We start from the raw sequence: 25,560 nt of genomic DNA, 5'->3' as shown, positions 1-25,560 counted from the left end.
GGTGACATGACGCACAAGACGGGCAGCCCCACCATCCTTCTCATCGCCGGCCACTGGCTGGGAGCCTGGGCATGGGACGACGTGCTCGGGCATCTGGAATCCGCCGGCCTTCACGCCGTCGCGATGACGCCGCCCGGTCTCGACCCCGACGATCCCGCGCGGGCCGCGAGGACTCTCGACGACCAGCTCGCGGCCATCCTGGACGTCCTCGCGCGAAACGGCGTCACCGCGAGCGAGCCCGCGATCGTCGTCGCTCACAGCGGGGCGAACTTCCCCGTCACCCTCCTCCTCGACCGGCGTCCCGAGCTCGTACGTCGCGTGGTGTGGGTCGATTCCGGGCCGGTCGCCCCCGGGAGCGCTTTCGCCGCTGACCTCCCCCAGGACGTGCAGGACCTTCCGCTTCCCCCGTTCGACGTCCTCGCGCAGCAGGCGAGCCTCGAGGGACTGAGCACCGGGGTCCTCGCACGGTTCCGCGCCCGGGCCGTCCCCGAGCCCGGCCCCGTGCTCCGCCAGCGCGTCGAACTCATGAACGACGCGCGCCGCCGGATCCCGACCACCCTGGTGTGCTGCTCGATCCCCAGCGCGCAGCTGCTGGACCTGGCACGAGAAGGCCACCCCATGTTCGCCGAGGTCGCGAACCTCGAGCACCTCGACGTCGTCGACCTCCCGACCGGCCACTGGCCGATGTGGAGTCGTCCTCGCGACCTCGCCGAAGTCATCCGCTCGGCGGATCGTCCTGCCCCGCGATGACAGGCTGCGGTTCTCCCCAGCGATACCAGGCGACCACACTGATGAGCAGCGCGAGGATGAGCCCGGCGATCACCCACAGCACCACCAGGTAGTCCACCCAGGATCCGATCGGCGGCTGACCCGGCAGGAAGTTGCGCAGCATCGGCGTCGCGAACAGCATTCCGGCGTTCCACGTGAAGAAGCCGACCTCCACACGACGACGTCCGCGGAGCGCCATGATCGCCACGATCAGTCCGAGCACCGGCATGATCACCATGAGAGCGAGGAGGACGACGGCGAACGCGATGGTCGCGGATGCGCGATGCGCCTCGATCGAGTACTGGTGGAACTCCACCCCGTCCGCGACCGACAGCCCCCGCGCGCCGTCGTCGGCGAGCGTGACCGCCCACCCGGGGATGTGGTGCTCGGCCAGTCCGAGATCGACCGCGACCGACGACGGCTCCGCGCCCGAAGGATCCGCGACCGCCACGAGCAGGCTGCGGGCGGCATGCCGATCGAACGGCCAGGACTCGATCGCCCCGGACGTGCGCATCCACACGCTGACAGGCGCGAGGGCCTGTCCCTTCTCGAACACCAGGGCCCGGGTCTCCGCGCCGGAGAGTTCGAGCCGGAACGGAGTGACGACGGTGGCCCCGTCGCTGCTGATCAGCGTGGTGTCCCCCGCGTCGATCGTCAGGTCGAGGCGGATCCTGCCTCCGGCCGCGTCGATCTCGCGTGGCGTCAGCATGACGTGAAGACCAGGCTTCCGGTTGTCTATGCCCGTTCCGGCATCGGACTTCCCGCCCTGCGCGTACAGCAGGACGACCGCGGCGTACAGGGCGGCGAAGACCACCGCGCACACCACCACGAATACGGGCACGCGCCCGGCATGCCTCGGCAGCGGCAGACGGCGCACGGTCAGATCCGCGGCACCCGGCGATAGGTGAGATCGCGGATGTCGCGCCCCTTCGCGATGCCCTTGCGCTCGAACGCCGTCATCACCCGGCCCTCGAAGCGTTCCGCCCACTCCCCCTCGAAGGCGCGCTCGAACTCGGGCGCCTCATCGAGCACCTCGCGCATCTGCAGCGCGTAGTCCTCCCAGTCCGTGGCGAGACGCAGAAGACCTCCGTCGCGCAGGGCCGCACCGGCCGTGGCACCGAACCCAGGACGCACCAGGCGGCGCTTGGTGTGACGCTTCTTGTGCCAGGGATCGGGGAAGAAGATCCACACCTCGTCCGCGGAGCCCGCGGGAAGGTACGTGGCGAGCACCTCCGGCGCGTTCGCCTCGACGAGCCGCAGGTTGCGCACGCCTTCCCGTTCGGCGTCGAGCATCGTGCGGGCGAGGCCCGCGCGGAAGACCTCGACCGCGAGGAAGTCCCGCTCGGGATGCTCCCCGGCGGCGGACACGATCGCATGCCCCTGCCCGGATCCGATCTCGACGGTCAGCGGCGCCTCGCGCCCATAGGCCGCAGCCGCATCGAGCCGCGCCTCGGGATGCACCGAGGTCCAGGCGACGTCGCGCGGGACGTCGAGCACGTAGAACGCGGCCAGCTCGGCGAAGGCCCGCTCCTGCGCCTCGGACATGCGGCCGCTGCGGCGGACGAACGAGACCGGCTCGTCACGGAAGGTGCGGGGTTCGGGCATCCCTCCAGGGTATCCGCCGCCCGGCGTCCCGCCGGCCCGGCCTGCCCCGCGGGCGGAGCGCCCGCTCATCGCGCGCCCCCGTCGATCGGCTCCGTCACGAAGTCGATGAGCTCCTCGACCCGGCCGAGCAGTGTCGGCTCCAGATCCCGGTAACTGCTCACCCGCGAGAGGATGCGCTTCCATGCGTGCGCGATGTCGGCCTGCGACTCGGCGGGCCATCCGAAGGCGCGGCAGATCCCGGTCTTCCAGTCCGTCCCGCGCGGGATCTGCGGCCAGGCCCGGATGCCGAGCGCCGCGGGCGTCACGCACTGCCACACGTCGATGTAGGGGTGCCCGACGATGCGCAGGTGCGCCCCGTGCGGGCCGCGCATGATCTGCTCCACGATGCGGGTCTCCTTGGAGCCCGGCACGAGGTGATCGACGAGCACGCCGTAGCGGCGGTCGCGCCGAGGCGGAGCCTCCGCGAGCAGCTCCTCCAGCAGGTCGACGCCCTGGAGGTACTCGACCACCACGCCCTCGACGCGCAGGTCGTCGCCCCAGACCTTCTCCACGAGCTCCGCATCGTGCCGTCCCTCGACGAGGATCCGGCTCGGCAGCGCGGTGCGCGCGCGGGAGTCGCCGACGGCGAAGGATCCGGATGCGGTGCGTTTCGTCGCGCCCTGCGCCGAACGCGCGGGATGCACCAGGCGCACCGGCTCGCCGTCGATCATGAAGCCGGCTCCCATCGGGAACAGCCGGCGGCGTCCCCGGTAGTCCTCCAGCTCGACCTGTCCGCCCTCGATCCGGGTCACCGCCCCGCAGAAGCCGTCCACCGCGACCTCGACGACGAGGTCCTTCTCGGCGGCGACGTCCACGGCGACCTTCGCGCCGCGTTCGCGCCAGCCCTTGGCGAGCACATCGGATCCGTACCTGTCTTCCATCGCGACCAGCCTACCGAGGCCGCGCCCGCCCACCGCAGCCGAGGTCTCGCCGGACAGGAGAAACACAAGGACGCACGCCCTAGACTCGCTCCAGGGGCCTTCCGGGCCCCGGGAGGAGCGAAGATGCGCGCGCGCTGGACTGTCGTCGTCAGTGTGGTCCTGGGCATGCTCGGCATGTCCCTCTTCTCCGCTCCGGCGCTCGCCGATGCCGGCTCCTCCGCGATCGAACCCCGTTCCTCCTCCGCGGCGCCGCACCCCACCACGGCTCCGGTGACGCTCGGATCCGATTTCGTCACAGACCTCGTCGGCGCACTGGGCTCCGCAGAGACGAACGAGCTCAACGACAGGCTCGAGACGCTCAGCCGCGACAAGAACATCCAGCTGTTCGTCGTGTTCGTCGACGCGTTCTCGAATCCCGACAACAGCCAGGAGTGGACGAACCAGGTCGCCGTGGACAACGGTCTCGGCCAGCAGCAGTACCTCCTTGCGATCGCCACCGAGTCGCGGCAGTACTACCTGTCCGCGGACAAGGCGGGCCCCGTCCCGCTGACCCGCGTCGACCAGATCTCCCGGTCGCTCGTGAACGATCTGCGCGACGAGCACTGGGCCGCTGCCGTGGACACCGCGGCGGACGGCTTCGGCGGATCCGGAGCCACCGGGGCCGATCTCGGCGGGATACTGCTGATCGTCCTCTGCGTCCTGGCGATCATCGCCGCGATCATCGTGCTCGTGGTGATGCGCCGGCGGGCCGCCGCCCGGGTGAAGCCGGCCGCGACCCAGCCGGTCGGGGATCCCCTCGATGCGATCAGCGACGAGGAGCTGGCCAAGCGCGCCGGCCTCGCCCTCGTGCACACCGACGATGCGATCACCTCCTCCACCGAGGACCTCGGCTTCGCCACCGCGCAGTTCGGCGACGCCGCGACGAGCTCGTTCACCGACGTGGTCGCCAAGGCCAAGGGCAAGCTCGACGAGGCGTTCGCCCTCAAGCAGAAGCTCGACGACGAGGTTCCCGACACCGATCAGCAGCGCCGCGACTGGCACCTGCAGATCATCCGGCTGTGCGAGTCGGCCGACAACGCGCTGGATGCGAACGTCGCCGCGTTCGACGAGCTCCGCAAGCTGGAGCAGAACGCGGAGCAGGCCCTCGCCCAGCTGAAGGCGCATCGCGAGACGGCCGCGGCCGCCGTGACCGCGGCTCCTGCCGCGCTCCAGGCACTGGCCGCCGACTACGACGCCTCCGCTCTGCAGACGGTCACGGGCAACCCTGCGGAGGCCGCGAGCCGGCTGGAACTCGCGGACGCCAGCATCGCGCAGGCGGGAGATCTCGTCGCGCAGGGGAAGCGCGGCGAGGCCGCGTTCGCGATCCGCACCGGAGAAGAGGGCGTGCTGCAGGCGACGCAGCTCGCCGCCGCGATCACGACGCTGCAGGCCGACCTCGCCTCGACCGAGACGCAGTCTCAGGCGCTCATCGCGAATCTCGAGCAGGACCTCGCGGGAGCCGCAGCGCTTCCCGCATCCCCCGCCCTGAACGCGGCGGTCGCGGCGACCCGCACCGCCCTGGACCAGGCCCGCACCGACGCCACCGGCACCGGACGCCGCCCGCAGGCCGTGCTGGAGTCGCTGACGGCGGCCAACACCCGCATCGACAGCACGGTGGACGCGATCCGCAACGCCCAGCAGCAGGCCGAGCGCGCCCAGCAGGTGCTGGAGCAGACCCTCACGCAGGCCCGCGCGGAGATCTCCACGGCCAACAGCTACATCACGACGCACCGCGGTGCGATCGGACCCGACGCGCGCACCAGGGCGGCGCAGGCGTCCGCGGAGTACGACCAGGCCGAGGCCGCGCGCGTCGCGGATCCGAACACGGCGCTGCAGCACGCACAGCGGGCGATCGCCCTCGCTCGCGAGGCCACGCAGCTCGCCGCGGGCTCCATCGACTCGTGGGGCAGCGGCGGAGGCTGGGGCGGAGGCGGCGGCGGAAGCCGCAGCGGCATGGGCGACGCGATCCTCGGCGGCATCATCGGCGGCATCCTGTCCGGTGGCGGCGGGCGCTCCAGCGGCGGCTGGGGCGGAGGCGGCGGCGGTTGGCGCTCCAGCGGCGGAGGCGGCGGATTCAGCCCCTCGAGCTTCGGCGGCGGAGGCCGCGGCGGATCGGGCGGCCGCTTCTGACACCCGGACTCTCGACTTCTCTTCACGTGCACGACCCCATCGACCGGAAATCTGGAAAGGACCACCCATGACCAAGCAGTCCATCTTCGGCCGCATCTCCACCCTGGTGAAGGCCAACGTCAACGCGCTCATCGATTCCGCGGAGGACCCGCAGAAGATGATCGATCAGCTGGTCCGCGACTACACCAACAACGTCGCGGATGCCGAGTCTGCCATCGCCGAGACCATCGGCAATCTGCGCCTTCTCGAGCGCGATCACCAGGAGGACGTCCAGTCCGCCGCGGAGTGGGGCAACAAGGCCCTCGCCGCCAGCCGCAAGGCCGACGACCTGCGCGGTGCGGGCAACACCGCCGACGCCGACAAGTTCGACAACCTCGCGAAGGTCGCCCTGCAGCGCCAGATCAGCTCCGAGCAGGAGGCCCGGACGGCCGAACCGCAGATCGCGGCCCAGACCGAGATCGTCGACAAGCTCAAGACCGGGCTGAACGGCATGAAGGACAAGCTCGTCGAGCTGAAGAACAAGCGCAGCGAGCTGCTCGCCCGCGCCAAGGTCGCCGAGGCGCAGACCAAGGTGCAGGACGCGGTCTCGTCGATCAACGTGCTCGACCCCACCAGCGAGCTGGGCCGGTTCGAGGACAAGGTCCGTCGCCAGGAGGCGCTGGCCCAGGGCAAGGCGGAGCTCGCCGCGTCCAGCCTGGACGCGCAGTTCGAGAGCCTCGAGGACATCGGCCAGCTGACCGAGGTCGAGGCCCGTCTCGCAGAGCTCAAGGCCGGATCGACCAAGCCGCAGGAAGCGCTCGAGGGCTGAGATGACCCGCTTCCTCGTCGTCCCGCAATGGCAGGGCTCCCCTGCCCCGCGGGCGATGCTGCTCACCGAGGGGGCGTCGGCCATCGCCGGCGACCTCCCCAGCGCACGTACGACGGTGCTGGAGGTCCCGCTCGAGGCCGGCGACGCCGAGGGCACCGGCGTGCACAGGCTCAGCAGCCTGCGCCGCACGAGGGAGCTCATCGAGGAAGCGATCACGGCGCATGCCGAGCCCACGCTCGTGGTGGGCGGTGACTGCGGCGTCAGCGTCGCCGCGGTCGCCGCCCTCCCCGGCGCACTGCACGACGTCGCGATCGTCTGGTTCGACGCGCACCCCGATCTGCACACCCCGGAGTCCTCGGCCTCCGGTGCCTACGCGGGCATGGCCCTGCGCGCCCTGCTCGGCCACGACTCGTTCCCGATCGACGGCCCCTCGGGGCTCGCCCCCCAGCGCACGGTGCTCGTGGGCGCGCGGTCCGAGGACGATGCCGAGAGCGCCTATCTCGCGACGTCCGGGATCGTCCGGCTCGACGACCTCGACGATGTGCAGGCCCTCGCGGCGGCCGTCGCCGCGACCGGGGCGTCCCGCGTGTATGTGCACATCGATGTCGACGTGCTGGATCCGTCCGAACTCGCCGGAGTCTCCTCCGCGGTGCCGTTCGGCCTGCGCACGGCCGACGTCGTCGGCGCCGTGCGGGCGCTGCGCGAGAAGTTGCCGCTCGCGGGAGCGACCATCGCCGGTTTCGCTCCGCGCTCCCCCGGAGATGCGGTGCAGGACCTGGGCGCGATCCTGCGCCTGATCGGCGCCCTCGCGTGACGGCGGGCGACACCGCCCGCATCGCCGCGATCAAGGCCGAGGCCGCCGAGATCCTCGTGCAAGGGCGACGACGCGACCTCCGCCTCCCGTCCGTCCTGCTGCGCTCCCCGATCAGCCGCCTCGGCTACGCCTGGGGCATGGCCGTGGGCTGGATCTGGGGCGGGCTGTGGAGCACCGGCGAGGTCGAGCGCCGCGAAGGGCTGTGGATCTTCCGCGGCATGCCGGAGTGGACCTTCGCCCGCGGCGGCGTCTGCGTCGCGGGCTGCTATCTCACCGGCGACGCGGTGCCCGACGACCGCGTCCTCCGGCACGAGGCCGTTCACAAGCAGCAGTGGCTGCGCTACGGCCTTCTGATGCCGTTCCTGTACCTGCTGGCCGGACGGGATCCGCTGCGCAACCGCTTCGAGATCGAGGCCGGCCTCGAAGACGGGCACTACCTCCCGCGACGCTGAGCCGGCGCCTGAGCCGTCTGCGGTCCCCGAGCCTGTCGAAGGGGCCGGATGCAGGGCTCAGAGCAGTCGGAAGCGCTCCGGCGCGGTGATCCGCGAGGGATCCATGCCGAGCCGCTCCGTGAGGTGCTCCGCGATGTCCGCGGTGCCCAGGAAGCCGCCGAGCAGCGTCACCGTGGTGTGCTCCTCCGCGCCATCGCACAACATCTCGTCGGCCCAGGCGATCGCGGCGCGCGCTGCGGCGACGCCCTGGGCGCACCGACGGGCGGTGCCGGGGGCGCCGGAGCGGCTGGCGCGCGGCAGCCAGGTCACGATCATCCGCGGCGGGACCGTGACCGCGGAGATCGACTCCGCGTCCGGGACCTCGATGAACACCCGACCCGTCGCGCACAGCGGCAGCGTTGAAAGCTCCGCCTCCAGCTCGGCCAGCGATCGCTCATCGGCGACGATCAGATGCTGGGCCTTCGCGGAGCGACGCAGGGCACGGCGCTCGGCGCGTGCGGTGGTGCGGATCGCAGTGGTCATGATGCCTCTACGATATCACCAGATGAAGGGTTGCCTAACCTACCTCCGCTCCGCACAGGCGCGGGCGCTCGGCTAACCGACCAGAGCCGCCCCCAGCGCTTCCAGCTCCGCGCGGGTCAATCCGGACGCGAGCAGATAGTCCGCCGCCGATCCGTGCTGCTCGTCGATGCCCTTCAGCAGGTCGCGCATGACCGGCGCCGGCGACTGGGTGGCGACCGCGATCGCGTCGTGCGCGATCGGCAGGCGCTCCTCGAGCCACTTCGCGATCGCCCTGTTGCGGGATTCCGGAAGCTGCGACGCGGTCAGCGCGTAGTCCTCCACGATCGCCTCGCGATCCGCGCCGACGGCGGCGAGCGCGAGCGCGACGCTCACGCCCGTGCGGTCCTTGCCGAGCGTGCAGTGCACGAGGGTGGGCTCCCCCGCCGACAGGATCCGGACGACCCGCACGATGCGGTCCGCGCCGTCCTCGACGATGTGCCGGTACAAGCCCGCGAGGCTGACATCTCCCATCAGGAAGGAGGCGACGGATCCGGCGAAGAGCGGGATGCGGTCGATGCGCAGCCCCGGCAGCGCGCAGGGCTCGGCGCTCGCCTCGGTGTCGTCGCGGAGGTCGACCACGCGGGCGACCCGCTCGGTCAGGAACGAGTGCGCATCAGGTCCGACGTGCGCGAGGTTGCCGGAGCGGAACAGCATGCCCTCGCGGATCCGGGAGGCGCCGGCAGGGATGCCGCCGACATCGCGCAGGTTCGTGATGCCTGGCACGTCGAGCAGGATCATGTGCGCCTCCTCACCGTTCGCCACTGCATTCCGGTTCCAGCCTAGGGCGTGTCCGGGGCGCCGAGCCGCACGGCGGCCGAGCTGCGCGCACCGGGCTCAACCGCGGAGACGGGCCGTCCCTAGGATGAGAGCGAGCGGGAGCGACGGCGAAACCATGTCCCAGTTCTGGCTGCCCCGGCACCGGTTTCTGAGCCGGAAGTGGGACACGGTGGGGCCAGAAGTGGGACACGGTGCGGGACGGACGGCGAAGGGGCCGACGTCCTGAACGACTCCGCGCCCGCCGCCTGGCGCACCGAAAGGACCTGAGATGACCACCGCTCCCCGCATCGACGCCGTGTTCGACCTCGACGCCCTGCTCACGCCGGAGGAGCGCGACTGGCAGCAGCGCGCGCGGACCTTCGCGCAGGAGCGCATACTGCCGGTCATCGAGGAGGACTTCGAGAACGCGCACTTCCGCCGCGAGCTCATCGCAGAGCTCGGCGCGGCCGGCTTCCTCGGCATGCACCTGAGCGGCTACGGCTGCGCGGGCGCGGGCGCCGTCTCGTACGGCCTCGCCTGCCTGGAGCTGGAGGCCGCAGACAGCGGCTGGCGCACGTTCGTCTCGGTGCAGGGGTCGCTCGCGATGAGCGCGATCGCGAAGTACGGCTCCGAGGAGCAGAGGCAGACCTGGCTGCCGCGCATGGCGACGGGGGACGCGGTCGGCTGCTTCGCTCTCACCGAGCCGCAGGGCGGCAGCGACCCCGCCGGCATGACGACCATGGCGCGCCGGGACGGCGACGGCTGGGTGATCGACGGCGCCAAGCGCTGGATCGGGCTCGCCTCCCTCGCCGATGTCGCCGTCGTCTGGGCGCGCGTGGACGATCCCGCCCTCGGCGGGGGCGGACGGGCCGTGCGCGGCTTCCTCGTCCCGACGACGACCCCCGGTTTCACGGCGACCCCGATCACCGGCAAGCTGTCGATGCGCGCCTCGGTGCAGTGCGACATCGCGCTCGACGGCGTCCGGCTCCCTGCGGACGCGATCCTCCCCGGAGCCGAGGGCATGTCCGGGCCATTCGGATGCCTGAACGAGGCACGGTATGGCATCATCTGGGGCGCGATGGGTGCGGCGCGCAGCTGCCTCGAGGCCGCGCTGGAGCGCGCGACGAGCCGCGAGGTCTTCGGCAAGCCGATCGGCGCCAACCAGCTCACGCAGGCGAAGCTCGCGGACATGATGGTCGAGGTGGAGAAGGGGATCCTGCTCGCGTTGCATCTCGGGCGCCTCAAGGAACGCGGTACGCTCACTCCCGCGCAGATCTCGGTCGGCAAGCTCAACAGCGTGCGCGAGGCCCTCGAGATCGCGCATCAGGCGCGCTCGATCCTGGCGGGCGACGGCATCACGAACGCCTATCCGGTGATGCGCCACGCGGCCAATCTCGAGTCCGTTCGCACCTACGAGGGCACCGACGAGATCCACCAGCTCGTCATCGGCCGGGCACTCACGGGGCTGAGCGCTTTCTGACCCCGATCGGGACCGTGTGATCAGGTACATTACACGACCCGCGGATCATTTTGCACTACAGAACTCCGCAATAGGTCGAAAATCACCCCGTCAGATCGTCATTTGACCGTGCACACTGATCTCCCGTTTCGCACCGGAGGCTGCGCAGGAGCACAATGAGGGCGTGTCCCACGTCGCACCAGAAGAGATCACCGAGTTCTCCTTCCTCGCCGGTCAGGCCCGCGCGCTCGGAGCCGAGGTTCCGTCCGTCCGGCGTCTGACCCTCCCCCTGCCCGACGGTCGCACGCTGAGCGCGCTGCGCTTCGGGGATGAGCCCATCGAGGTCGCCCTGCTGCACGGAGCGGGCCTCAACGCGCACACCTGGGACACCACGGTGCTCGCCCTCGGCCGCCCCGCACTCGCGATCGACCTCGCCGGCCACGGCGACTCCTCCTGGCGCGAGGACGCCGACTACACCGGCCGCACCCTCGCCGCCGACGTGGTCGAGGCGCTCCGCGCATGGACGGATCGCCCGCAGGTGCTGGTCGGACAGTCCCTCGGCGGGCTCACCGCCGCGGCCATCGCGGCCCGCGCCCCCGAACTCGTGCGCGAGCTCATCGTCGTCGACATCACCCCCGGGGTCGACCAGAGCGTCGGCCCCGCGGCCCTGCGCGAGTTCTACCGCGTGGTCGACGCCGCCGACCTCGACGAACTCGTCGATCGCGCACAGCAGTTCGGCTTCGGCGGGTCCCGCGAGGACACGGCCCGCGGCGTGTTCCTCAATACACGCGTGAGGGCGGACGGCCGCGTGGAGTGGAAGCATCACTTCGCGCACATCGCCGCACGACTGCTGGACGCCCCGCCCGCCGGGTCCGACTCCTCCGCGCCGGCTCCGACCATCCTCGGCGAGCACGGCTGGGCGGACCTCGATGCCGTCGCCGCGCCGCTCACGCTGGTCCGCGCCGCGCACGGATTCGTCTCGGACGACGCGGAGCGGGAGTTCCGCACGCGCCTCCCCCGCGCACGCGTGCTGCACCTCGAGGGCAGCCACAACCTGCAGGAGACCGCGCCCACGGCACTCGCCGAGATCATCCGCTCCGAGGCGGACAGCACCGGCTCCTGAACCCGCCGAAGGGCCCCCAGGAATGTGACGCCGCGTCTCACCGGCCGCACCTCGCGAGGTGACGCCGCCCTAGGCTCAACCGCACAGCAGCACCCGCACCGCATCCACAGCACCGCATCCACAGCACCGCCCGAGAGGATCCCCCGCATGCACCGCACCCGCGCCCCGCGCCGCGCCGCCGTCGCCCTGCTCACTGGACTAACGGCCGCCGCCCTGATGCTGTCCGCCTGCACCGGCTCCCCCGCCCCCTCCGGAAGCAGCGCCGCGGGCGCCGCCGACCCGAACGCGGCGCTCACCGTGGGACTCGTGCTCGAACCGTCCAGCCTCGACATCCGGCACACCAGCGGTGCCGCCCTCGAGCAGGTGCTCGTCGACAACATCTACGAGGGCCTGGTCAGCCGCACCCAGGACAACAAGATCATCGACCGGCTCGCGAAGAGCCACGAGATCTCGTCCGACGGGCTCACCTACACGTTCGTGCTCAACGACGGCATCACGTTCCACAGCGGAGCGAAGCTCACCTCGGCCGACGTCGTCGCCTCCCTGCAGACCGCCAAGGACGACAAGACCGTGCAGGGGCACGCCGACCTCGCCGACGTCGCGTCGATCACGGCGAAGGACGACAAGACCGTCGTGATCGCGCTCACGCAGCCGAGCCAGAACTTCCTGTTCAGCCTCACCGGCACGGCGGGGCTCGTGTTCCAGAAGGGCGACACGACAGATCTGCAGGCCGCCGAGAACGGCACCGGCCCGTTCACCCTCACGCAGTGGAAGAAGGGCGACTCGCTCTCCTTCGCCCGCAACGACGACTACTGGGGGAAGAAGGCGGGTGTGAAGAGCATCGTGTTCGACTACATCCCCGACTTCACCGCCGGGGTGAACGCCGCGCAGAGCGGCACGCTCGACGTGCTCACCGCGGTCGACGCGAACCTCGCCCCCCAGCTCGATGGGACCTTCGCCCTCACGAAGGGTCGCACCACCGACAAGGGCACGCTCGCGTTCAACAACGCCAAGGCGCCCCTGAACGACCAGCGCGTCCGCGAGGCGCTGCGCCTGGCGATCGACCACAAGGCGATCATCGAGGCCCGTGGCGTCGGCACCACGCTGTACGGCCCCATCCCCCAGCTCGACCCCGGCTACAAGGACCTGTCGAGCACGGCGCCGTACGACCCGGAGAAGGCCAAGGCGCTGCTCAAGGAGGCCGGCCAGGAGAACCTGGCGCTCACGCTCACGATCCCCTCGTTCTACGGCACCACGGTCCCCCAGCTGCTCACGAGCGACTTCAAGAAGGTGGGCGTGACCCTGAAGGTGAACTCGGTCGAGTTCCCCGCCTGGCTGGACAGCGTGTACACCAAGCACGACTACGACCTCAGCTTCGTGCTGCACGTCGAGCCGCGCGACTTCGGGAACTTCGCCAACCCCGACTACTACTTCGGCTACAACAACCCCGAGGTGCAGAAGCTCTACTCCCAGTCGCAGACCGAACTGGACGCGAAGAAGTCGGCCGACCTGCTCTCCCAGGCCGCCGAGATCGTGGCGAAGGACGCCGCCGCGGACTGGCTGTACGAGGACCAGACGCTGACCGCGGTGCGCCCCGGTGTGGACGGCTTCCCGAAGGACTCGATCAACTCGCGGCTCGACCTGCGCGGCGTGACCGTCTCGAAGTAGCCTCGGCTCTGTGCTCCGTTATGCGCTCACTCGAGGAGCCCTGCTCATCGCGGGGCTCCTCGTCGCGAGCGTGCTGATCTTCCTCGCGCTGCGGGTCTTCCCCGGCGACGTGGCGCAGCTGCTCGCGGGCGACAAGGCGACGCCGGCGCAGGTCGACGCGATCCGCAAGGCCCTGGGACTGGATCAGCCGCTCGTGCTGCAGTACCTGGCCTGGATCGGCGGCGTGCTGCGCGGCGATCTCGGCACGTCGCAGCTGAACGGCGCCTCGGTCGCCGCCGAGCTCGCGCAGAAGGCCCAGGTGACGCTGCCGCTCGCGACGCTGTCACTGCTCATCGCCCTGGTGATCGCCGTGCCCCTGGGCATCGGATCCGCCATGCTGCGGGGGCGGGCGGCAGGAACGGCGCTGAACACCGCGGCGCAGGCGATCGCGGCCGTCCCCGTCGTGTGGGCGGGCATGATGCTCGTCGTCGTGTTCGCCGTGTGGCTGGGCTGGCTGCCGGCGCAGGGCTTCCCCCGCGGAGGCTGGGCGGATCCGGGAGCGGCGCTGCAGTCCCTGATCCTCCCCGCGCTCACGATCGGCGCGATCGAGGGGGCGCTGCTGCTGCGCTTCGTGCGCAGCGCGACCCTCCAGGCCGCGTCGCAGGACTTCGTGCGCACCGCCGCCGCGAAGGGCCTCACCCGCAATCGCGCCCTGATCCAGCACGGGCTCCCCGCCGTCGGCCTCTCGATCATCACGGTGCTCGGCATCCAGGTCGCCGGGATCATCGTAGGATCCGTCGTCGTCGAGCAACTGTTCACGCTGCCCGGAATCGGGCGCATGCTCGTCGCCGACGTCGGCACGCGCGACCTCGTGAAGGTGCAGGGCGAACTGCTCGTGCTCACGGGCATGGTGCTCATCATCGGCTTCATCGTCGACCTCGTGCACCGCGCTCTCGACCCCCGGCAGCGGGAGGCGGACGAATGAGCCGGAATCAGGCCTCCCCGAACTCCGGGGGCCGGCCGAGCGTGCTGCGGCGCCTCCGCTCCTCCGCCGCCGGGCTGTTCGGGCTCGTCGTCGTGGCGGCGATCCTCGCCACCGCGCTGGTGTCGCTGTTCTGGACGCCGTTCGACCCCCGCGCCACCGATGTCGCGTCGCGCTGGCTGCCGCCGGGGTGGCCGCACCTGCTCGGCACCGACCTCACCGGCCGGGACATCCTGAGCCTGATCATGGCCGGATCGCGCACGACCGTGCTCGTGGCGGTCGGCGCCGGCGTGATCGCGACGCTGGTCGGGCTCGCGCTCGGCGCGCTCGGAGCCCTCACCGCGCGCTGGGTGCGCGAGACGGTGGCCGTGCTGGTCGACGTCCTCATCGCATTCCCCGTGCTCATCATCGCCATGCTGATCTCCACGGTGCACGGCGGATCCCTCTGGGTCGTGGTGTGGGCCGTCGGCATCGGCTTCGGCGTCAACGTCGCCAGGGTCACCCGCCCCGAGCTGCGCCGCGTGCAGCACAGCGACTTCGTCATCGCGGGGAAGGCTTCAGGGCTGAGCCCCCTGCAGAACCTCGTGCAGCATCTGCTGCCCAACATCGCCCCCGTGTTCATCGTGCAGCTGAGCTGGGCCATGGCGACGGCCGTCCTCGCCGAGGCCGGCCTGTCGTACCTCGGCTTCGGCGCGTCGGTCGTCGACCCGTCCTGGGGCATCCTGCTCGCCGACCTGCAGCGCTACATCCAGATCCACCCGCTCACCGTGGTGTGGCCCGGTTTCGCGATCACGATCACGGTGCTCGCGTTCAACCTGCTCGGCGACGCGCTGCGCGACGCGACCGATCCCACGCTGCGCACCGGACGGCGTCCGTCGAGCCGGGCGCGCGCCGGCGTGCCCCGTCTGCCGGAGGTCACCGCATGACGCTCGAGGTGACCGACCTCGTGATCGAGATCGATGGCGGCAGGGTCGTGGACGGCGTCTCGTTCGCTGTGCCCGACGGCGCGAGGGTCGGTCTCATCGGCGAGTCGGGATCCGGCAAGTCGCTCACGGCGCTCGCACTCATGGGGCTGCTGCCCGACGGCGCGTCCGCGTCGGGAAGCGTGCGCTGGAACGGCCGCGAGATCCTCGACCTGCCCGACCGCGAGCTCGCCGGGATCCGCGGCGACGAGATCGGGATGGTCTTCCAGGAGCCGCGGACGGCGCTCAACCCGATCCGCACGATCGGCCGTCAGATCGCGGAGACCATCCGGATCCACGAGCGCATCGATCGCCGAGCAGCCCTGGTGCGCGCGGTCGCCGAGGCGGCCCGCGTGGCGCTGCCGGATCCGGAGCGCATCGTGGACCGCTACCCGCATCAGCTGAGCGGAGGCCAGCGCCAGCGCGCCGCGATCGCGATCGCGCTCGCGGCGAGGCCGCGCCTGCTCATCGCGGACGAACCGACGACCGCGCTGGACGTGACGATCCAGGCCGGGGTGCTGCGGCTGCTGCTGTCGCTCGTGGAGTCGGACGGGATGTCGCTCGTGTTCATCACGCACGACCTCGCCGTGCTCGCGCAGGTCGCCACGCACGCGGTGGTCCTCGCCGACGGCCGCGTGGTCGAGTCCGGGCCCCTCGACACGCTGCTGACCGCGCCGGCGTCGCCGATCACGCAGGGCCTGCTGCGCGACGCGACCGCGACCCTGTGGCGCGGGGAGGACGAGGGATGATCGAGAACCCGCTGATCCGCGCCCGCGGGCTGCGCCGGGAGTACCTCGCCGCCAGGAAGGAGCCGTTCGGCCGCCGCGCCCGCACGGTCGCGCTGGACGATGTCGACCTCGACGTCCCCGCGGGCCGGGCACTCGGCATCATCGGCGAATCCGGATCCGGGAAGTCCACCCTGATCCGGCTGCTGCTGGGGCTCGACCGCCCGACCTCGGGGACCATCCACGTCGACGGACGCCCGGTGGACGCCTCCGCCTCGGCACGGGCGCTGCACTGGCTGCGCCGCGAGACGGGGCTCGTCTTCCAGGATCCGTACGCCTCGCTGGATCCTCGGCAGTCGGTGGGACGGATCGTGTCCGAACCGCTGCGTGCGCTCGACATCGACGACGACCACAGTGTCAGGGTCGCCGAGGTGCTGGCCCAGGTCGGCCTCGCCCCAGACGCGGCATCGCGCTATCCGCACGAGTTCTCCGGAGGTCAGCGTCAGCGCGTGGCGCTGGCCAGGGCGATCGCGCACCACCCCAGGATCCTCATCGGCGACGAGCCGCTGTCGGCTCTGGACGTCACCGTGCGCGCGCAGATCCTCGACCTGCTGCGCGGACTCAGCCGCGACGGCATGACGCTCGTGCTCGTCTCGCACGACATCGGCGTGGTGCAGAACCTCTGCGACGACGTCGCCGTGATGAAGGACGGCCGGATCGTCGAGCACGGTCCCACCGCGCGCGTGCTGCGCCACCCGGAGCAGGACTACACGAAGCGGCTGCTCGCGGCGATCCCGGTCATCCCGGGGCGCTGAGCCCTACAGCGACTTCTGCAGGAACAGCACGTCCAGGGTGCGGCCGAACTTCACGCCGACGCCCTTCAGATGCCCGGCGTCCACGAAGCCGTACCGGCGGTGCATCGCAATCGAGGCCGCAGCCGCCGTCGGCTCGATCACCGCGATGAGCTCGTGCAACCCCGCCCTCGCCGACGCGTCCAGGAGCGCCTCCAGCAGCGTCTTCCCGAGTCCGCGCCCTGCGGCCTCGGGGCTCAGGTAGATCGTGTTCTCGGCGCTGAACCGATAGGCCGACTTCGCACGCCAGTGCTGCGCATACGCGAAGCCGAGCACGGCGCCGTCGGCATCCTCCGCGACGAGGAACGGCAGCCCCGTCGAGGCGAGCAGCTCGTGCTTGTGCTCCCAGACCGAGAGCTCTGTCTCCTCCTCGTCGAAGGTGACGGTGCTCGTGCGCACGTAGTGGTTGTAGATGTCGCGGACCGCGGCGAGGTCCTCCGTCCGCGCCGCACGGATCTGCGCGGCGGGTGCGGGCTGCGTCGTCTCCGCCGCGGCGCCGGTCTGCGGAACGGTCGGGGTGTCGCTCATGCGATCCTCCAGTCGACGGGGGCGGCACCCTGCTCCTCGAGCAGCGCGTTGACGCGGGAGAACGGCCGGGATCCGAAGAATCCGCGGCTCGCCGAGAGCGGCGACGGGTGCGCGGAGGACACGATCGGGGTCTCGCCGAGCATGGGCCGCAGCCCCTCGGCGTCACGGCCCCACAGCACCGCGACGAGCGGGACGTCCCGCTCCACGAGGGCGCGGATCGCGAGCTCGGTGACCTTCTCCCAGCCCCACCCGCGGTGCGAGGCGGGCGTGCCGGGCCGCACCGTGAGCACCCTGTTCAGCAGCATGACGCCCTGGTCGCTCCATGCCGAGAGGTCGCCGTGCGGCGCGGGTGCGATGCCGAGGTCCGTCTCGAGCTCCCGGTAGATGTTGCCGAGGCTGCGCGGCAGCGGGCGCACGGCCCGGTCCACCGCGAAGGACAGTCCGATCGGATGCCCGGGGGTGGGATAGGGATCCTGCCCGACGATGAGCACCTTGACGTCCGCGAGCGGGCGGGAGAAGGCGCGCAGCACGTTCTCGCCGGCGGGCAGATAGCCCCGTCCGGCCGCGTTCTCCGCGCGCAGCCGGTCGCCGAGCTCCGCGACGAGCGGGGCGACGGGCGCCAGCGCCTCGGCCCAGCCCTCGTCGAGCAGGCCGTCCGCGGCGAGCTCGGTCAGCGACTTCGGCATCAGAGCACCGCCCGGTCGCTCGAGACCGTCACGCCCTCGGATCCGGCGAACACGCGCCAGACGCTGCCCTCTCCGGCGATCCGCAATCCCTCGGCGTCCGCGATGAGCACCGTGCTCTCGTCGATCCCCAGTCCGCCGTCGATCGCGCCCGCCTCGGTCGCGGCGATCAGGCGACTGAGCGTGCCCCACTGCGCGACATGCACGTCGATCGCCACGTCGACGAGGCCGATCCCGGAGACGACGGTGATCTCGTCGAGGTCCTCCGCGGTCTCCTCCGGCGCGATCGCGACTTCGCCGATCCGCCAGCCGCCGAGGATCGCGCGCTCGGCCGCGATCATGGCGCCCGCCGAGAACCCGAGATACGGGGTGCCGGCCTGGACCGCGGTGCGGATGACGTCGTATCCGGCCTCGAGAGCGGAGTGGTAGGCGGGAGTCAGGCCCCCGCCGATGACGATCGCGTCGACGCCGTCGAACACACCGGGATCCACGACGTCGTCGAGCCCCACGGCCACGACCGTGGGGTCGATGGGCGCCGCCCCGTCGGCGGTGAGCGCGTCCAGGAGGTCGCCCGCATGCGTCGTCGAGGCGTCCTCGCGCACGGTCACCACCACGACGGACGGCCGCTCGCGTCCCGCCGCCGCGGCGAGCGCCGTCGCCTCCGCTGTGAACGGCGCGAACGCGGCGCGGCCGAAACCGCCGCCGACCAGGTGCACGCCCACGGTCAGTCCTCTCCTCGCGGGCGCAGCGGCCCTCGTGCGAGCAGGTGCGCGGCGGCCTGTGCCACCGGGCGGATGACGACGAGGTCGAGGTTCACGTGCGCCGGCGCGTTGAGGGCGTAGGCGATCACGTCGGCGACGTCCTCCGCGACCAGCGGCGCCTCCACGCCCGAGTAGACCGCCTCGGCGGCGACCTCGTCCCCGCCCAGCCGGCGCAGGGTGAACTCCTCGGTGTGCACGAGGCCGGGTGCGATCTCGGTCACCCGGATCGGCTCGCCGTTCAGCTCCTGGCGCAGCACCTGCGGGATCATCGACTCCGCGGCCTTCGCCGCGTTGTAGCCGGATCCGCCCGGGTAGGACTGACGCGCCGCGGTCGAGGTGAGGAACAGCAGGTCGGCGTGACCGCCGTCCCGCGCCGCGGCGCGCAGCTGCGGCAGCAGCGCCGCCGTGAGCTGCTGCACCGCGAGCACGTTCGCCTCGAACATCCACCGCCACTTCTCCGCGGATCCGTCCTCGACCCGCTCCGTGCCGCGTGCTCCGCCGGCGACGTGCACGACCGCGTGCAGCGGACCGGTCTGCGCGAGGTGCTCGGCGAGACCCGCGATCTGGTCGGCATCCGTGAGGTCGGCCGCGTACGCGGTGGATCCGGTCTCCGCAGCGAGCGCCTGCAGACGGTCCTCGCGACGTGCGACGCCCACGACGTCCCACCCGCTCGCCCGCAGCGCCCGTACCGCCGCCTCGCCGATTCCGGTGCTCGCACCGGTCACGACCGCGCGTCTGCTGTTCTGGGGACCGTCGTTCGTCACGCTGTTCACCATGCGATAACGCTACGGGATCCGCGAGCGCGCTTCGACGACCGATCGCGCCGGATCACTCCCGTGGATCCCCGGGATTCCGCGGCAGGGGCGTGTTACGTCACATTTCTCACGCCTTGTTGACAGCGCCCGCCTGTTCGTACTCTCGATGCAACGCCACCGTTCCCCGCACCCGTCGAGGAACAACGGCGCACTGCCCTGCGACGCGGTTCCGGTGTCGCGCATCCATGAAGGAGACATCATGACCGCTGCGGAGAACTGGCGCTTCGAGACCAAGCAGATCCACTCCGGCGCTGCGCCCGACCCCGTCACCAAGGCTCGGGCGACGCCGATCTACCAGACCACGTCGTATGTGTTCGACAACGCGGACCACGCGGCGAACCTCTTCGCGCTGGCCGAGTTCGGCAACATCTACACCCGGATCCAGAACCCGACGCAGGACGTGCTCGAGCAGCGCCTCGCCGCGCTCGAGGGCGGCACCGGCGCCCTGGTGCTCTCCTCCGGGCAGGCCGCATCGACGTTCGCGATCCTCAACATCGCCCAGGCCGGGGACCACTTCGTCTCCAGCTCCTCGATCTACGGCGGCACCTACAACCTCTTCAAGTACACGCTCGCCAAGCTCGGCATCGACGTCACGTTCGTCGAGAACCAGGACGACATCGAGGAGTGGCGCCGCGCGGTCCGCCCGAACACCAAGCTGTTCTTCGCGGAGACCATCGGCAACCCGCAGATCAACGTCCTCGACATCAAGGGCGTCGCCGACGCCGCGCACGAGGCCGGCGTGCCGCTCATCGTGGACAACACGATCGCGACCCCGTACCTGATCCGCCCGTTCGAGCACGGCGCGGACATCGTCGTGCACTCCGTCACCAAGTTCCTCGGCGGCCACGGCACCACGATCGGCGGCGCGATCATCGACGGCGGATCCTTCGCCTGGTCGCAGAACGTGGACAAGTTCCCGGGTCTCACCGAGCCGGACCCGTCGTACCACGGCGCCAGCTACACCGCCGCGGTCGGCGACGGCCTCGCCTACGTCATCAAGGCCCGCGTGCAGCTGCTCCGCGACCTCGGATCCGCGATCGCGCCGCAGAGCGCCTGGAACCTCATCCAGGGCATCGAGACGCTGTCGCTGCGCATCGAGCGTCACGTGCAGAACGCCCAGGAGATCGCCGAGTGGCTGGACGGCCGCGACGACGTCGCCAGCGTGAACTACTCCGGCCTGCCCACCTCGCCCTGGTACGCGGCCGCGAACACCTACGCCCCCAAGGGCGTCGGCGCCGTGCTGTCCTTCGAGCTGAAGGGCGGCGTCGACGCCGGCCGCGAGTTCGTGAACAGCCTGTCCCTGTTCAGCCACCTCGCCAACATCGGCGACGTGCGTTCGCTGGTCATCCACCCGGCCTCCACCACGCATGCCCAGCTCACCCCCGAACAGCAGCTCACCGCGGGTGTCACCCCGGGCCTCGTGCGCCTCTCGGTGGGCCTCGAGAACATCGAGGACCTGAAGGCCGACCTCGACCAGGCCCTCATCGCGGCGCGCAAGGTCTCCGAGGCCGCCCGCGCCTGACCGATCCCTGAGCGGGGGCGTCCTGGGTCTTCGGATCCGGGACGCCCCCTCTTGTGTGCGCGCACTCTCGCTGCCCTGCGCGCCGACGCCCCCTCTGAGGATCCACGCCCCCTCTGAGATGCGTACCTGCGAGGGGGCGTGGATCTTGTGAGGGGGCGTCGGCGCAAGGCGGGTCGTGCGGGAGCGGTCGGTCCGCACAGGTCGGGGACGACGCGGACTTCGCAGCGATCACGGGGGCGGCGCGCCGTCCGCATGCGCCGGCCGTCAGGCTGCGCGGATGAAGACGACCATAGGCCTCACCCAGGCACGCGATCTGCTGCAGACGCGTGAGGAACTCCTGGACTCCGGATACACCCCGCGGGAGATCCACTCGCTGGTCGCCGACCGCCGGCTGATCCGGGTGCGGCGCGACCGCTACGTCGAGGCGGCGGCGCACGACGCACTCTGGAGCGAGGGTCGTCACCTCCTCGTCGTGATGGCGGCCCATCTCAATGCGGATCCCCCCGGTCCCGTCTTCTGGGGACCATCCGCCGCCGTGCTCCTCGGCCTCCCGCTGTACCGTCTCGCCCCCGACAGGGTGCACACGGTCATCCTCGGTGCGCGGCACGGCCGCACGCGCGCGGGCATCGCGCAGCACGGCGTCGGGATCGACGACGCGGACCTCGTGGACGTCGACGGGCTCCGCTGCACCTCACTCGACCGCACGGTGCTCGACCTCGCCTGCACCACCTCGCCCGGAGCAGCTCTGCCTGCCGCAGACGCCGCGCTGAGGCGCGTCGCCGTCGAGCGGCATCGACAGGATCCCGACCGCGCGGCGGACTGGCACCGGCGGCTGTCCCTGCGCGCCGCCGCCGTCCGGTCCCGGGGAGTCCGTCGGGCGCGCTGGATCCTCGACTTCGCGGACGGCCGCGCCCAGCTGCCGGGAGAGAGCGTCAGCCGGCTGCAGCTGCACCGCCTCGGATTCACCGGCCTCGAACTCCAGCCGCACGTGATCGGATCCGGGGGCGACGAGTACTGGATCGACTTCGGGTTCCCGCGCAACCGGGTCTTCGGCGAGTTCGACGGTCAGGGCAAGTACGTGGATCCCGAGGTCCGCAGCACGCGTAGCGCCGAGGACGCGGTGCTCGCGGAGAAGCGTCGCGAGGACGACATCCGGGGTGTCACCGGCTGGCGCTTCGCCCGCTGGGAGGATCGCCACGTCCGCACTCCCGACGCGCTCGCGGCTCGCCTCCAGGCCTTCGGCGTCCGCCCGCCCGCCTGACGCGACAGCTCGACGCCCCCTCTGAGCGTCCACGCCCCCTCAGGGGAACGCATCTGTGAGGGGGCGCCGATCCTGCGAGGGGGCGCCGACGCAACCGGCCCGCACCGCACCAGCCCGCACCCACCGCACCGACACCCGCGGGACCGTAACCTTCCGCGCACACCGTCCCTCACCCGGGAGAATGGATCCATGGACTGGCAGACGACCTCGGAGGACACGGTGCCCTCGGCACGCGTGTCGGAGGCGGACGCCCGCCTGCTGCGCGCCCGCCCGCCGTCCACCGGCGCCTGGCGCGACGGGGATCCCGCCGGCGACCGCCGGTTCGAGGCCTTCGGACCGTTCCGCACCGAGGGCGGAGCCGAGCTTCCGCTGATCCGGCTCGCCTACGAGTCCTGGGGCGAGCTGAACGAGGCGCGCGACAACGCGATCCTGATCCTGCACGCCCTCACCGGCGACAGCCACGTCGTCGGCGAGGCCGGCCGTGGGCACGCGACGAGCGGATGGTGGGGCGAGATCGTCGGCCCCGGCTGCGCGATCGACACCGACGAGTGGTTCGTGATCGCCCCGAACATGCTGGGCGGATGCCAGGGATCCACGGGCCCCGCCAGCATCGCGCCCGACGGCTACGAGTGGGCCTCGCGCTTCCCGTACCTCACGATCCGCGACCAGGTCGCCGCACAGGTGCTGCTCGCGGACGCGCTCGGCATCGCGCGCTGGGGCGCGGTGATCGGCGGATCCATGGGCGGCATGCACGCCCTGGAGTGGGCCGTCGGCCATCCGGAGCGCGTCGAGCGGCTGGCGATCCTGTCCTCACCCCCGATCACGACCGCCGACCAGCTCGCCCTGAACTTCGTGCAGCTCGAGACCGTGCGGATGGATCCGCGCTTCGCCGGGGGCGAGTACTACGACGCGCCCGTCGGCGAAGGGCCGCACCGCGGCCTCGCCCTGGCGCGGCGCATGGCACTGCTGAACTACCGCAGCCCGATCGAGCTCAACCAGCGGTTCCAGCGCTCCTGGCAGTCCGACGTGTCGCCGCTCGGCCAGGGCGGACGCTATGCGGTCGAGAGCTACCTCGACTTCCACGGCAACAAGTTCACCCGGCGGTTCGACGCGAACAGCTACCTGACGCTCGTGGAGGCGATGAACTCGCACGACATCGGACGCGACCGCGGCGGCGTCGAGGACGCGCTCAAGCGAGTGACGGCGACGACTCTCGTGCTCGGGATCGACACCGACCGGCTGTTCCCGGTGGACGGCCAGCACCGCATCGCCCGGGGCATCCCGCACACGCTGGACGGGAACGAGGCGGTCGTGCTGGCGAGCGACTTCGGCCACGACGGGTTCCTCATCGAGACCGACGACGTCGGCAGGCACCTGGGACGCCTGCTCGCATCCTGAACAAGGGCGCTGCCACGCCGCACGGACTCAGCCCCGCTCGTACCGCCAGAGCGGCTTTTCGGCGACGAGCCGATCGCGCGCGCCGGATGCTCCCCCGGCGAGCTCGTCATCGTCCCAGTAGAAGATCGTGCCGGTCTCGGTACGCTCCATCCGTGTCCGGAAGACGGCGGGATCCGGCACGCGCGCGAGGGCGAACGCGTCCTGCACGGTGGACGCGTCGCGCAGCCCGTGCAGCGTGCGCCACGTCGGCGGCATGAGCGAGATCTCCCCCGCGTCGTTCGCGGCCAGGGCCGCCTCCGGCGCGAACCAGCGCACGTCCACCGCCTCGTCCTCCGCCGCGATCGCCCCTGTGGCGGGATCTTCCGCGAGGAAGAACCAGGTCCGCACGCGCTTCGGGATCCCCGCCGGCGGAACCCAGCAGGAGAGCAGCACGAGCCGTTCCAGGGCGAGACCCACCTCCTCGGCGGTCTCGCGCAACGCCGCCCGCCCGGCGTCCTCGCTCTCCTCCGCCCCCTCGACGCAGTCGCCGGGCTCGAGCATGCCGCCGGGGAACACCCAGGCGCCCGCGAATGAGCCGCGGTCCGGACGGCGCATCAGGAGCGCCTCGACCCCGCGCGTCCCGTCGCGCAGGATCACCGCGGTGCCCGCGACGGGCAGGTCCTCGTCTTCGGCGGCGCTCATCCGCCCATGCTAGGCCGCCAGGATGCGCCGCTCGCAACGGCCTCGCGGTCGGGACCGGCTCAGACCAGGTCGCGCACCCGCACGGATCCGGTCTCGGTGTGGAAGCGGCGCTGCACGGCATAGGAGGCGATCGCGACACCGAGGCCGACCACGGCGAGTCCCGCCCCCACCCAGGACGGCGCGGCGAAGCCCCAGCCCCACGCGATCACGAGTCCGCCGAGGAAGGCGCCGAGGCTGTTGCCGATGTTCAGCGCCGAGTGGTTCAGCGCCGCCGCGATCGACTGGTTGTCGCCCGCGACCTCCATCAGCCGGGTCTGGATCGCCGGGCTCAGGATCGAGGAGAGCAGCGCCATGACGAACGAGAGCGGCACGAGCAGCCAGATCGAGAACGACAGGATCGCGAGCAGCACGAGCACCACGGACATCGCGCCGAGGCCGACGAGCAGCGTGAGACGCAGATTGCGGTCGCCGAAGTAGCCGCCGAGCAGGTTGCCCACCGTCATGCCCAGGCCGAACACGACGAGCGTGACCGGCACCATCCACTCGGGCGCTCCGGCCCGCTCCGTGACGACCGGCGCGATGTAGCTGTACACGGCGAAGAAGCCGCCGAAGCCGATCGCTCCTGTCGCGAGCGCGAACCACACCTGGGGACGACGGAACACCCGCAGCTCTGCGCGGAAGGTGCGGCCGGGATCCCCCTCGTGCTCCGGCACGAAGAAGGCGATGCACACCGTGGCGAGCGCGAACACGATCGTCACGACCAGGAAGGCGCTGCGCCAGCCGACGTGCTGCCCGAGGTAGGTGCCCGCCGGCACGCCGACGACGTTCGCGATCGTGAGACCGGTCAGGATGAAGGCCACACCCTTGGCCCGCTTGCCGGGGCCGAGCACATCGGAGGCGACGAGCGCGCCGATCCCGAAGTAGGCGCCGTGCGGCAGCCCCGCGATGAAGCGCGCGAGTCCGACCGTCTCGAACGTGGGCAGCACCACCGCGAGACCGTTGCCGAGGGTGAGCGCGATCGCGAGGCCGATCATCACCCTGTGGCGCGGGAAGCGCGCGACGAGGCCCGCGATCGTGGGTGCGCCGAGCACCACGCCCAGCGCGTAGAGGGACACCAGGATCCCGGCGCGGCCGATGGCCTCGTCGGGGTTCTGCGCCCAGAGCTCCGGCAGCAGGTCCTGCGCGATGTTCGGCAGCAGGCCCATCGCGACGAACTCGGTCATGCCGATGCCGAAGCTGCCGATGGCGAGGGAGAGGAGCGCCCGCTTCGCCGCACCCCTCGAGAGGCTCGAGGGTTTCATCCGTCCAG

General features: G+C 71.4%; 26 protein-coding genes. 15 read left to right on the top strand and 11 right to left on the bottom strand.

The genetic code is table 11. From position 1 onward, the window contains the following. Nucleotides 1-6: 6 nt before the first annotated feature. Nucleotides 7-750, top strand: a complete 744-nt coding sequence (locus tag ACFC1J_RS07555; protein WP_375903986.1) for an alpha/beta fold hydrolase — start codon at nt 7-9, stop codon at nt 748-750. On the opposite strand, the gene ACFC1J_RS07550 is transcribed toward ACFC1J_RS07555, so the two are convergent. The 3 genes from ACFC1J_RS07550 to ACFC1J_RS07540 form a co-directional block, all read right to left on the bottom strand. After that, nucleotides 716-1,609, bottom strand: coding sequence for a DUF4436 family protein (locus ACFC1J_RS07550; protein WP_375903984.1), 894 nt, complete (start codon nt 1,607-1,609; stop codon nt 716-718). The two genes, ACFC1J_RS07555 and ACFC1J_RS07550, sit on opposite strands and share 35 nt — an antisense overlap. A gap of 38 nt (nt 1,610-1,647) precedes the next feature. After that, nucleotides 1,648-2,373 carry a tRNA (guanosine(46)-N7)-methyltransferase TrmB gene (trmB, locus tag ACFC1J_RS07545; RefSeq protein ID WP_375903982.1) on the bottom strand — a complete coding sequence of 242 codons (726 nt, stop codon included), beginning with the start codon at nt 2,371-2,373 and terminating at the stop codon, nt 1,648-1,650. A gap of 65 nt (nt 2,374-2,438) precedes the next feature. After that, on the bottom strand, nt 2,439-3,293 hold the full coding sequence (locus ACFC1J_RS07540) for a DUF3097 domain-containing protein (RefSeq protein ID WP_375903980.1): 855 nt from the start codon (nt 3,291-3,293) through the stop codon (nt 2,439-2,441). 123 nt (nt 3,294-3,416) lie between these two features. On the opposite strand from ACFC1J_RS07540, the gene ACFC1J_RS07535 reads away from it, so the two are divergent. The 4 genes from ACFC1J_RS07535 (at nt 3,417) to ACFC1J_RS07520 (ending at nt 7,536) form a co-directional block, all read left to right on the top strand. Beyond that, nucleotides 3,417-5,462 carry a TPM domain-containing protein gene (locus ACFC1J_RS07535; protein WP_375903978.1) on the top strand — a complete coding sequence of 682 codons (2,046 nt, stop codon included), beginning with the start codon at nt 3,417-3,419 and terminating at the stop codon, nt 5,460-5,462. A gap of 67 nt (nt 5,463-5,529) precedes the next feature. Continuing rightward, nucleotides 5,530-6,270: a PspA/IM30 family protein gene (locus ACFC1J_RS07530; protein WP_375903976.1), complete on the top strand. Its 741-nt coding sequence runs from the start codon at nt 5,530-5,532 to the stop codon at nt 6,268-6,270. Between the two features lies 1 nt (nt 6,271). Beyond that, nucleotides 6,272-7,084: an arginase family protein gene (locus tag ACFC1J_RS07525; RefSeq protein WP_375903974.1), complete on the top strand. Its 813-nt coding sequence runs from the start codon at nt 6,272-6,274 to the stop codon at nt 7,082-7,084. A 50-nt stretch (nt 7,085-7,134) separates the two neighbouring features. Then, entirely contained in the window at nt 7,135-7,536 is a 402-nt protein-coding gene (locus ACFC1J_RS07520) for a Fe-S oxidoreductase (protein ID WP_375904489.1), read from the top strand. Nucleotides 7,537-7,593: 57 nt separating this feature from the next. On the opposite strand, the gene ACFC1J_RS07515 is transcribed toward ACFC1J_RS07520, so the two are convergent. Continuing rightward, complete coding sequence (locus ACFC1J_RS07515) at nt 7,594-8,058, bottom strand: SIP domain-containing protein (protein WP_375903972.1); 465 nt, start codon at nt 8,056-8,058, stop codon at nt 7,594-7,596. A gap of 72 nt (nt 8,059-8,130) precedes the next feature. After that, nucleotides 8,131-8,835, bottom strand: coding sequence for a tyrosine-protein phosphatase (locus tag ACFC1J_RS07510; RefSeq protein ID WP_375903970.1), 705 nt, complete (start codon nt 8,833-8,835; stop codon nt 8,131-8,133). Nucleotides 8,836-9,142: 307 nt separating this feature from the next. Between ACFC1J_RS07510 and ACFC1J_RS07505 the strand changes: the two genes are divergently transcribed. From ACFC1J_RS07505 to ACFC1J_RS07475, 7 genes are all read left to right on the top strand, one after another. Next, a complete protein-coding gene (locus ACFC1J_RS07505) occupies nt 9,143-10,333 on the top strand; it encodes an acyl-CoA dehydrogenase family protein (protein WP_375903968.1) in 1,191 nt (396 codons plus the stop codon). Nucleotides 10,334-10,496: 163 nt separating this feature from the next. Beyond that, entirely contained in the window at nt 10,497-11,435 is a 939-nt protein-coding gene (locus ACFC1J_RS07500; RefSeq protein ID WP_375903966.1) for an alpha/beta fold hydrolase, read from the top strand. A 147-nt stretch (nt 11,436-11,582) separates the two neighbouring features. Then, entirely contained in the window at nt 11,583-13,103 is a 1,521-nt protein-coding gene (locus tag ACFC1J_RS07495; RefSeq protein WP_375903964.1) for an ABC transporter substrate-binding protein, read from the top strand. Nucleotides 13,104-13,113: 10 nt separating this feature from the next. Then, on the top strand, nt 13,114-14,067 hold the full coding sequence (locus ACFC1J_RS07490; RefSeq protein ID WP_375903962.1) for an ABC transporter permease: 954 nt from the start codon (nt 13,114-13,116) through the stop codon (nt 14,065-14,067). Then, entirely contained in the window at nt 14,064-14,990 is a 927-nt protein-coding gene (locus tag ACFC1J_RS07485) for an ABC transporter permease (RefSeq protein WP_375903960.1), read from the top strand. The genes ACFC1J_RS07490 and ACFC1J_RS07485 overlap by 4 nt, the downstream gene beginning before the upstream one ends. Then, a complete protein-coding gene (locus ACFC1J_RS07480; protein WP_375903958.1) occupies nt 14,987-15,775 on the top strand; it encodes an ABC transporter ATP-binding protein in 789 nt (262 codons plus the stop codon). Before ACFC1J_RS07485 ends, ACFC1J_RS07480 begins: the two co-directional genes overlap by 4 nt. After that, entirely contained in the window at nt 15,772-16,566 is a 795-nt protein-coding gene (locus ACFC1J_RS07475; protein WP_375903956.1) for an ABC transporter ATP-binding protein, read from the top strand. The genes ACFC1J_RS07480 and ACFC1J_RS07475 overlap by 4 nt, the downstream gene beginning before the upstream one ends. Nucleotides 16,567-16,569: 3 nt before the next feature. Here the strand turns inward: ACFC1J_RS07475 and ACFC1J_RS07470 are convergent, their stop codons facing one another. From ACFC1J_RS07470 to ACFC1J_RS07455, 4 genes are read right to left on the bottom strand one after another with little or no spacing between them, the layout of a single operon-like run. Next, a complete protein-coding gene (locus ACFC1J_RS07470) occupies nt 16,570-17,130 on the bottom strand; it encodes a GNAT family N-acetyltransferase (protein WP_375903954.1) in 561 nt (186 codons plus the stop codon). After that, nucleotides 17,127-17,816, bottom strand: coding sequence for a uracil-DNA glycosylase (locus ACFC1J_RS07465; protein WP_375903952.1), 690 nt, complete (start codon nt 17,814-17,816; stop codon nt 17,127-17,129). Before ACFC1J_RS07465 ends, ACFC1J_RS07470 begins: the two co-directional genes overlap by 4 nt. Further along, nucleotides 17,816-18,535 (bottom strand): Type 1 glutamine amidotransferase-like domain-containing protein, encoded by a 720-nt coding sequence (locus tag ACFC1J_RS07460; RefSeq protein ID WP_375903950.1) that lies wholly within the window; start codon nt 18,533-18,535, stop codon nt 17,816-17,818. The genes ACFC1J_RS07465 and ACFC1J_RS07460 overlap by 1 nt, the downstream gene beginning before the upstream one ends. A 2-nt stretch (nt 18,536-18,537) precedes the next feature. Beyond that, nucleotides 18,538-19,350: an SDR family oxidoreductase gene (locus ACFC1J_RS07455; RefSeq protein WP_375903949.1), complete on the bottom strand. Its 813-nt coding sequence runs from the start codon at nt 19,348-19,350 to the stop codon at nt 18,538-18,540. Nucleotides 19,351-19,588: 238 nt separating this feature from the next. Here ACFC1J_RS07455 and ACFC1J_RS07450 point away from each other — a divergent pair, with 238 nt between their 5' ends. The 3 genes from ACFC1J_RS07450 (at nt 19,589) to ACFC1J_RS07440 (ending at nt 23,570) form a co-directional block, all read left to right on the top strand. Further along, entirely contained in the window at nt 19,589-20,911 is a 1,323-nt protein-coding gene (locus ACFC1J_RS07450; protein WP_375903947.1) for a bifunctional o-acetylhomoserine/o-acetylserine sulfhydrylase, read from the top strand. Nucleotides 20,912-21,188: 277 nt separating this feature from the next. Beyond that, the gene (locus tag ACFC1J_RS07445; protein ID WP_375903945.1) at nt 21,189-22,172 is read left to right on the top strand and encodes a hypothetical protein; all 984 of its coding nucleotides are present in this window, start codon (nt 21,189-21,191) and stop codon (nt 22,170-22,172) included. A 189-nt stretch (nt 22,173-22,361) separates the two neighbouring features. After that, nucleotides 22,362-23,570: a homoserine O-acetyltransferase gene (locus tag ACFC1J_RS07440; protein ID WP_375903943.1), complete on the top strand. Its 1,209-nt coding sequence runs from the start codon at nt 22,362-22,364 to the stop codon at nt 23,568-23,570. A 27-nt stretch (nt 23,571-23,597) separates the two neighbouring features. Here the strand turns inward: ACFC1J_RS07440 and ACFC1J_RS07435 are convergent, their stop codons facing one another. Together ACFC1J_RS07435 and ACFC1J_RS07430 are read right to left on the bottom strand one after the other, a co-directional pair. Then, the gene (locus ACFC1J_RS07435; RefSeq protein ID WP_375903941.1) at nt 23,598-24,251 is read right to left on the bottom strand and encodes an NUDIX domain-containing protein; all 654 of its coding nucleotides are present in this window, start codon (nt 24,249-24,251) and stop codon (nt 23,598-23,600) included. A 59-nt stretch (nt 24,252-24,310) separates the two neighbouring features. Next, on the bottom strand, nt 24,311-25,552 hold the full coding sequence (locus tag ACFC1J_RS07430; RefSeq protein WP_375903939.1) for an MFS transporter: 1,242 nt from the start codon (nt 25,550-25,552) through the stop codon (nt 24,311-24,313). Between the last annotated feature and the right edge of the window lie 8 nt (nt 25,553-25,560).

This window comes from Microbacterium sp. NPDC056052, from assembly GCF_042266785.1.
GTDB lineage: Bacteria > Actinomycetota > Actinomycetes > Actinomycetales > Microbacteriaceae > Microbacterium.
This window is presented reverse-complemented; position numbering and strand designations above follow the sequence as displayed.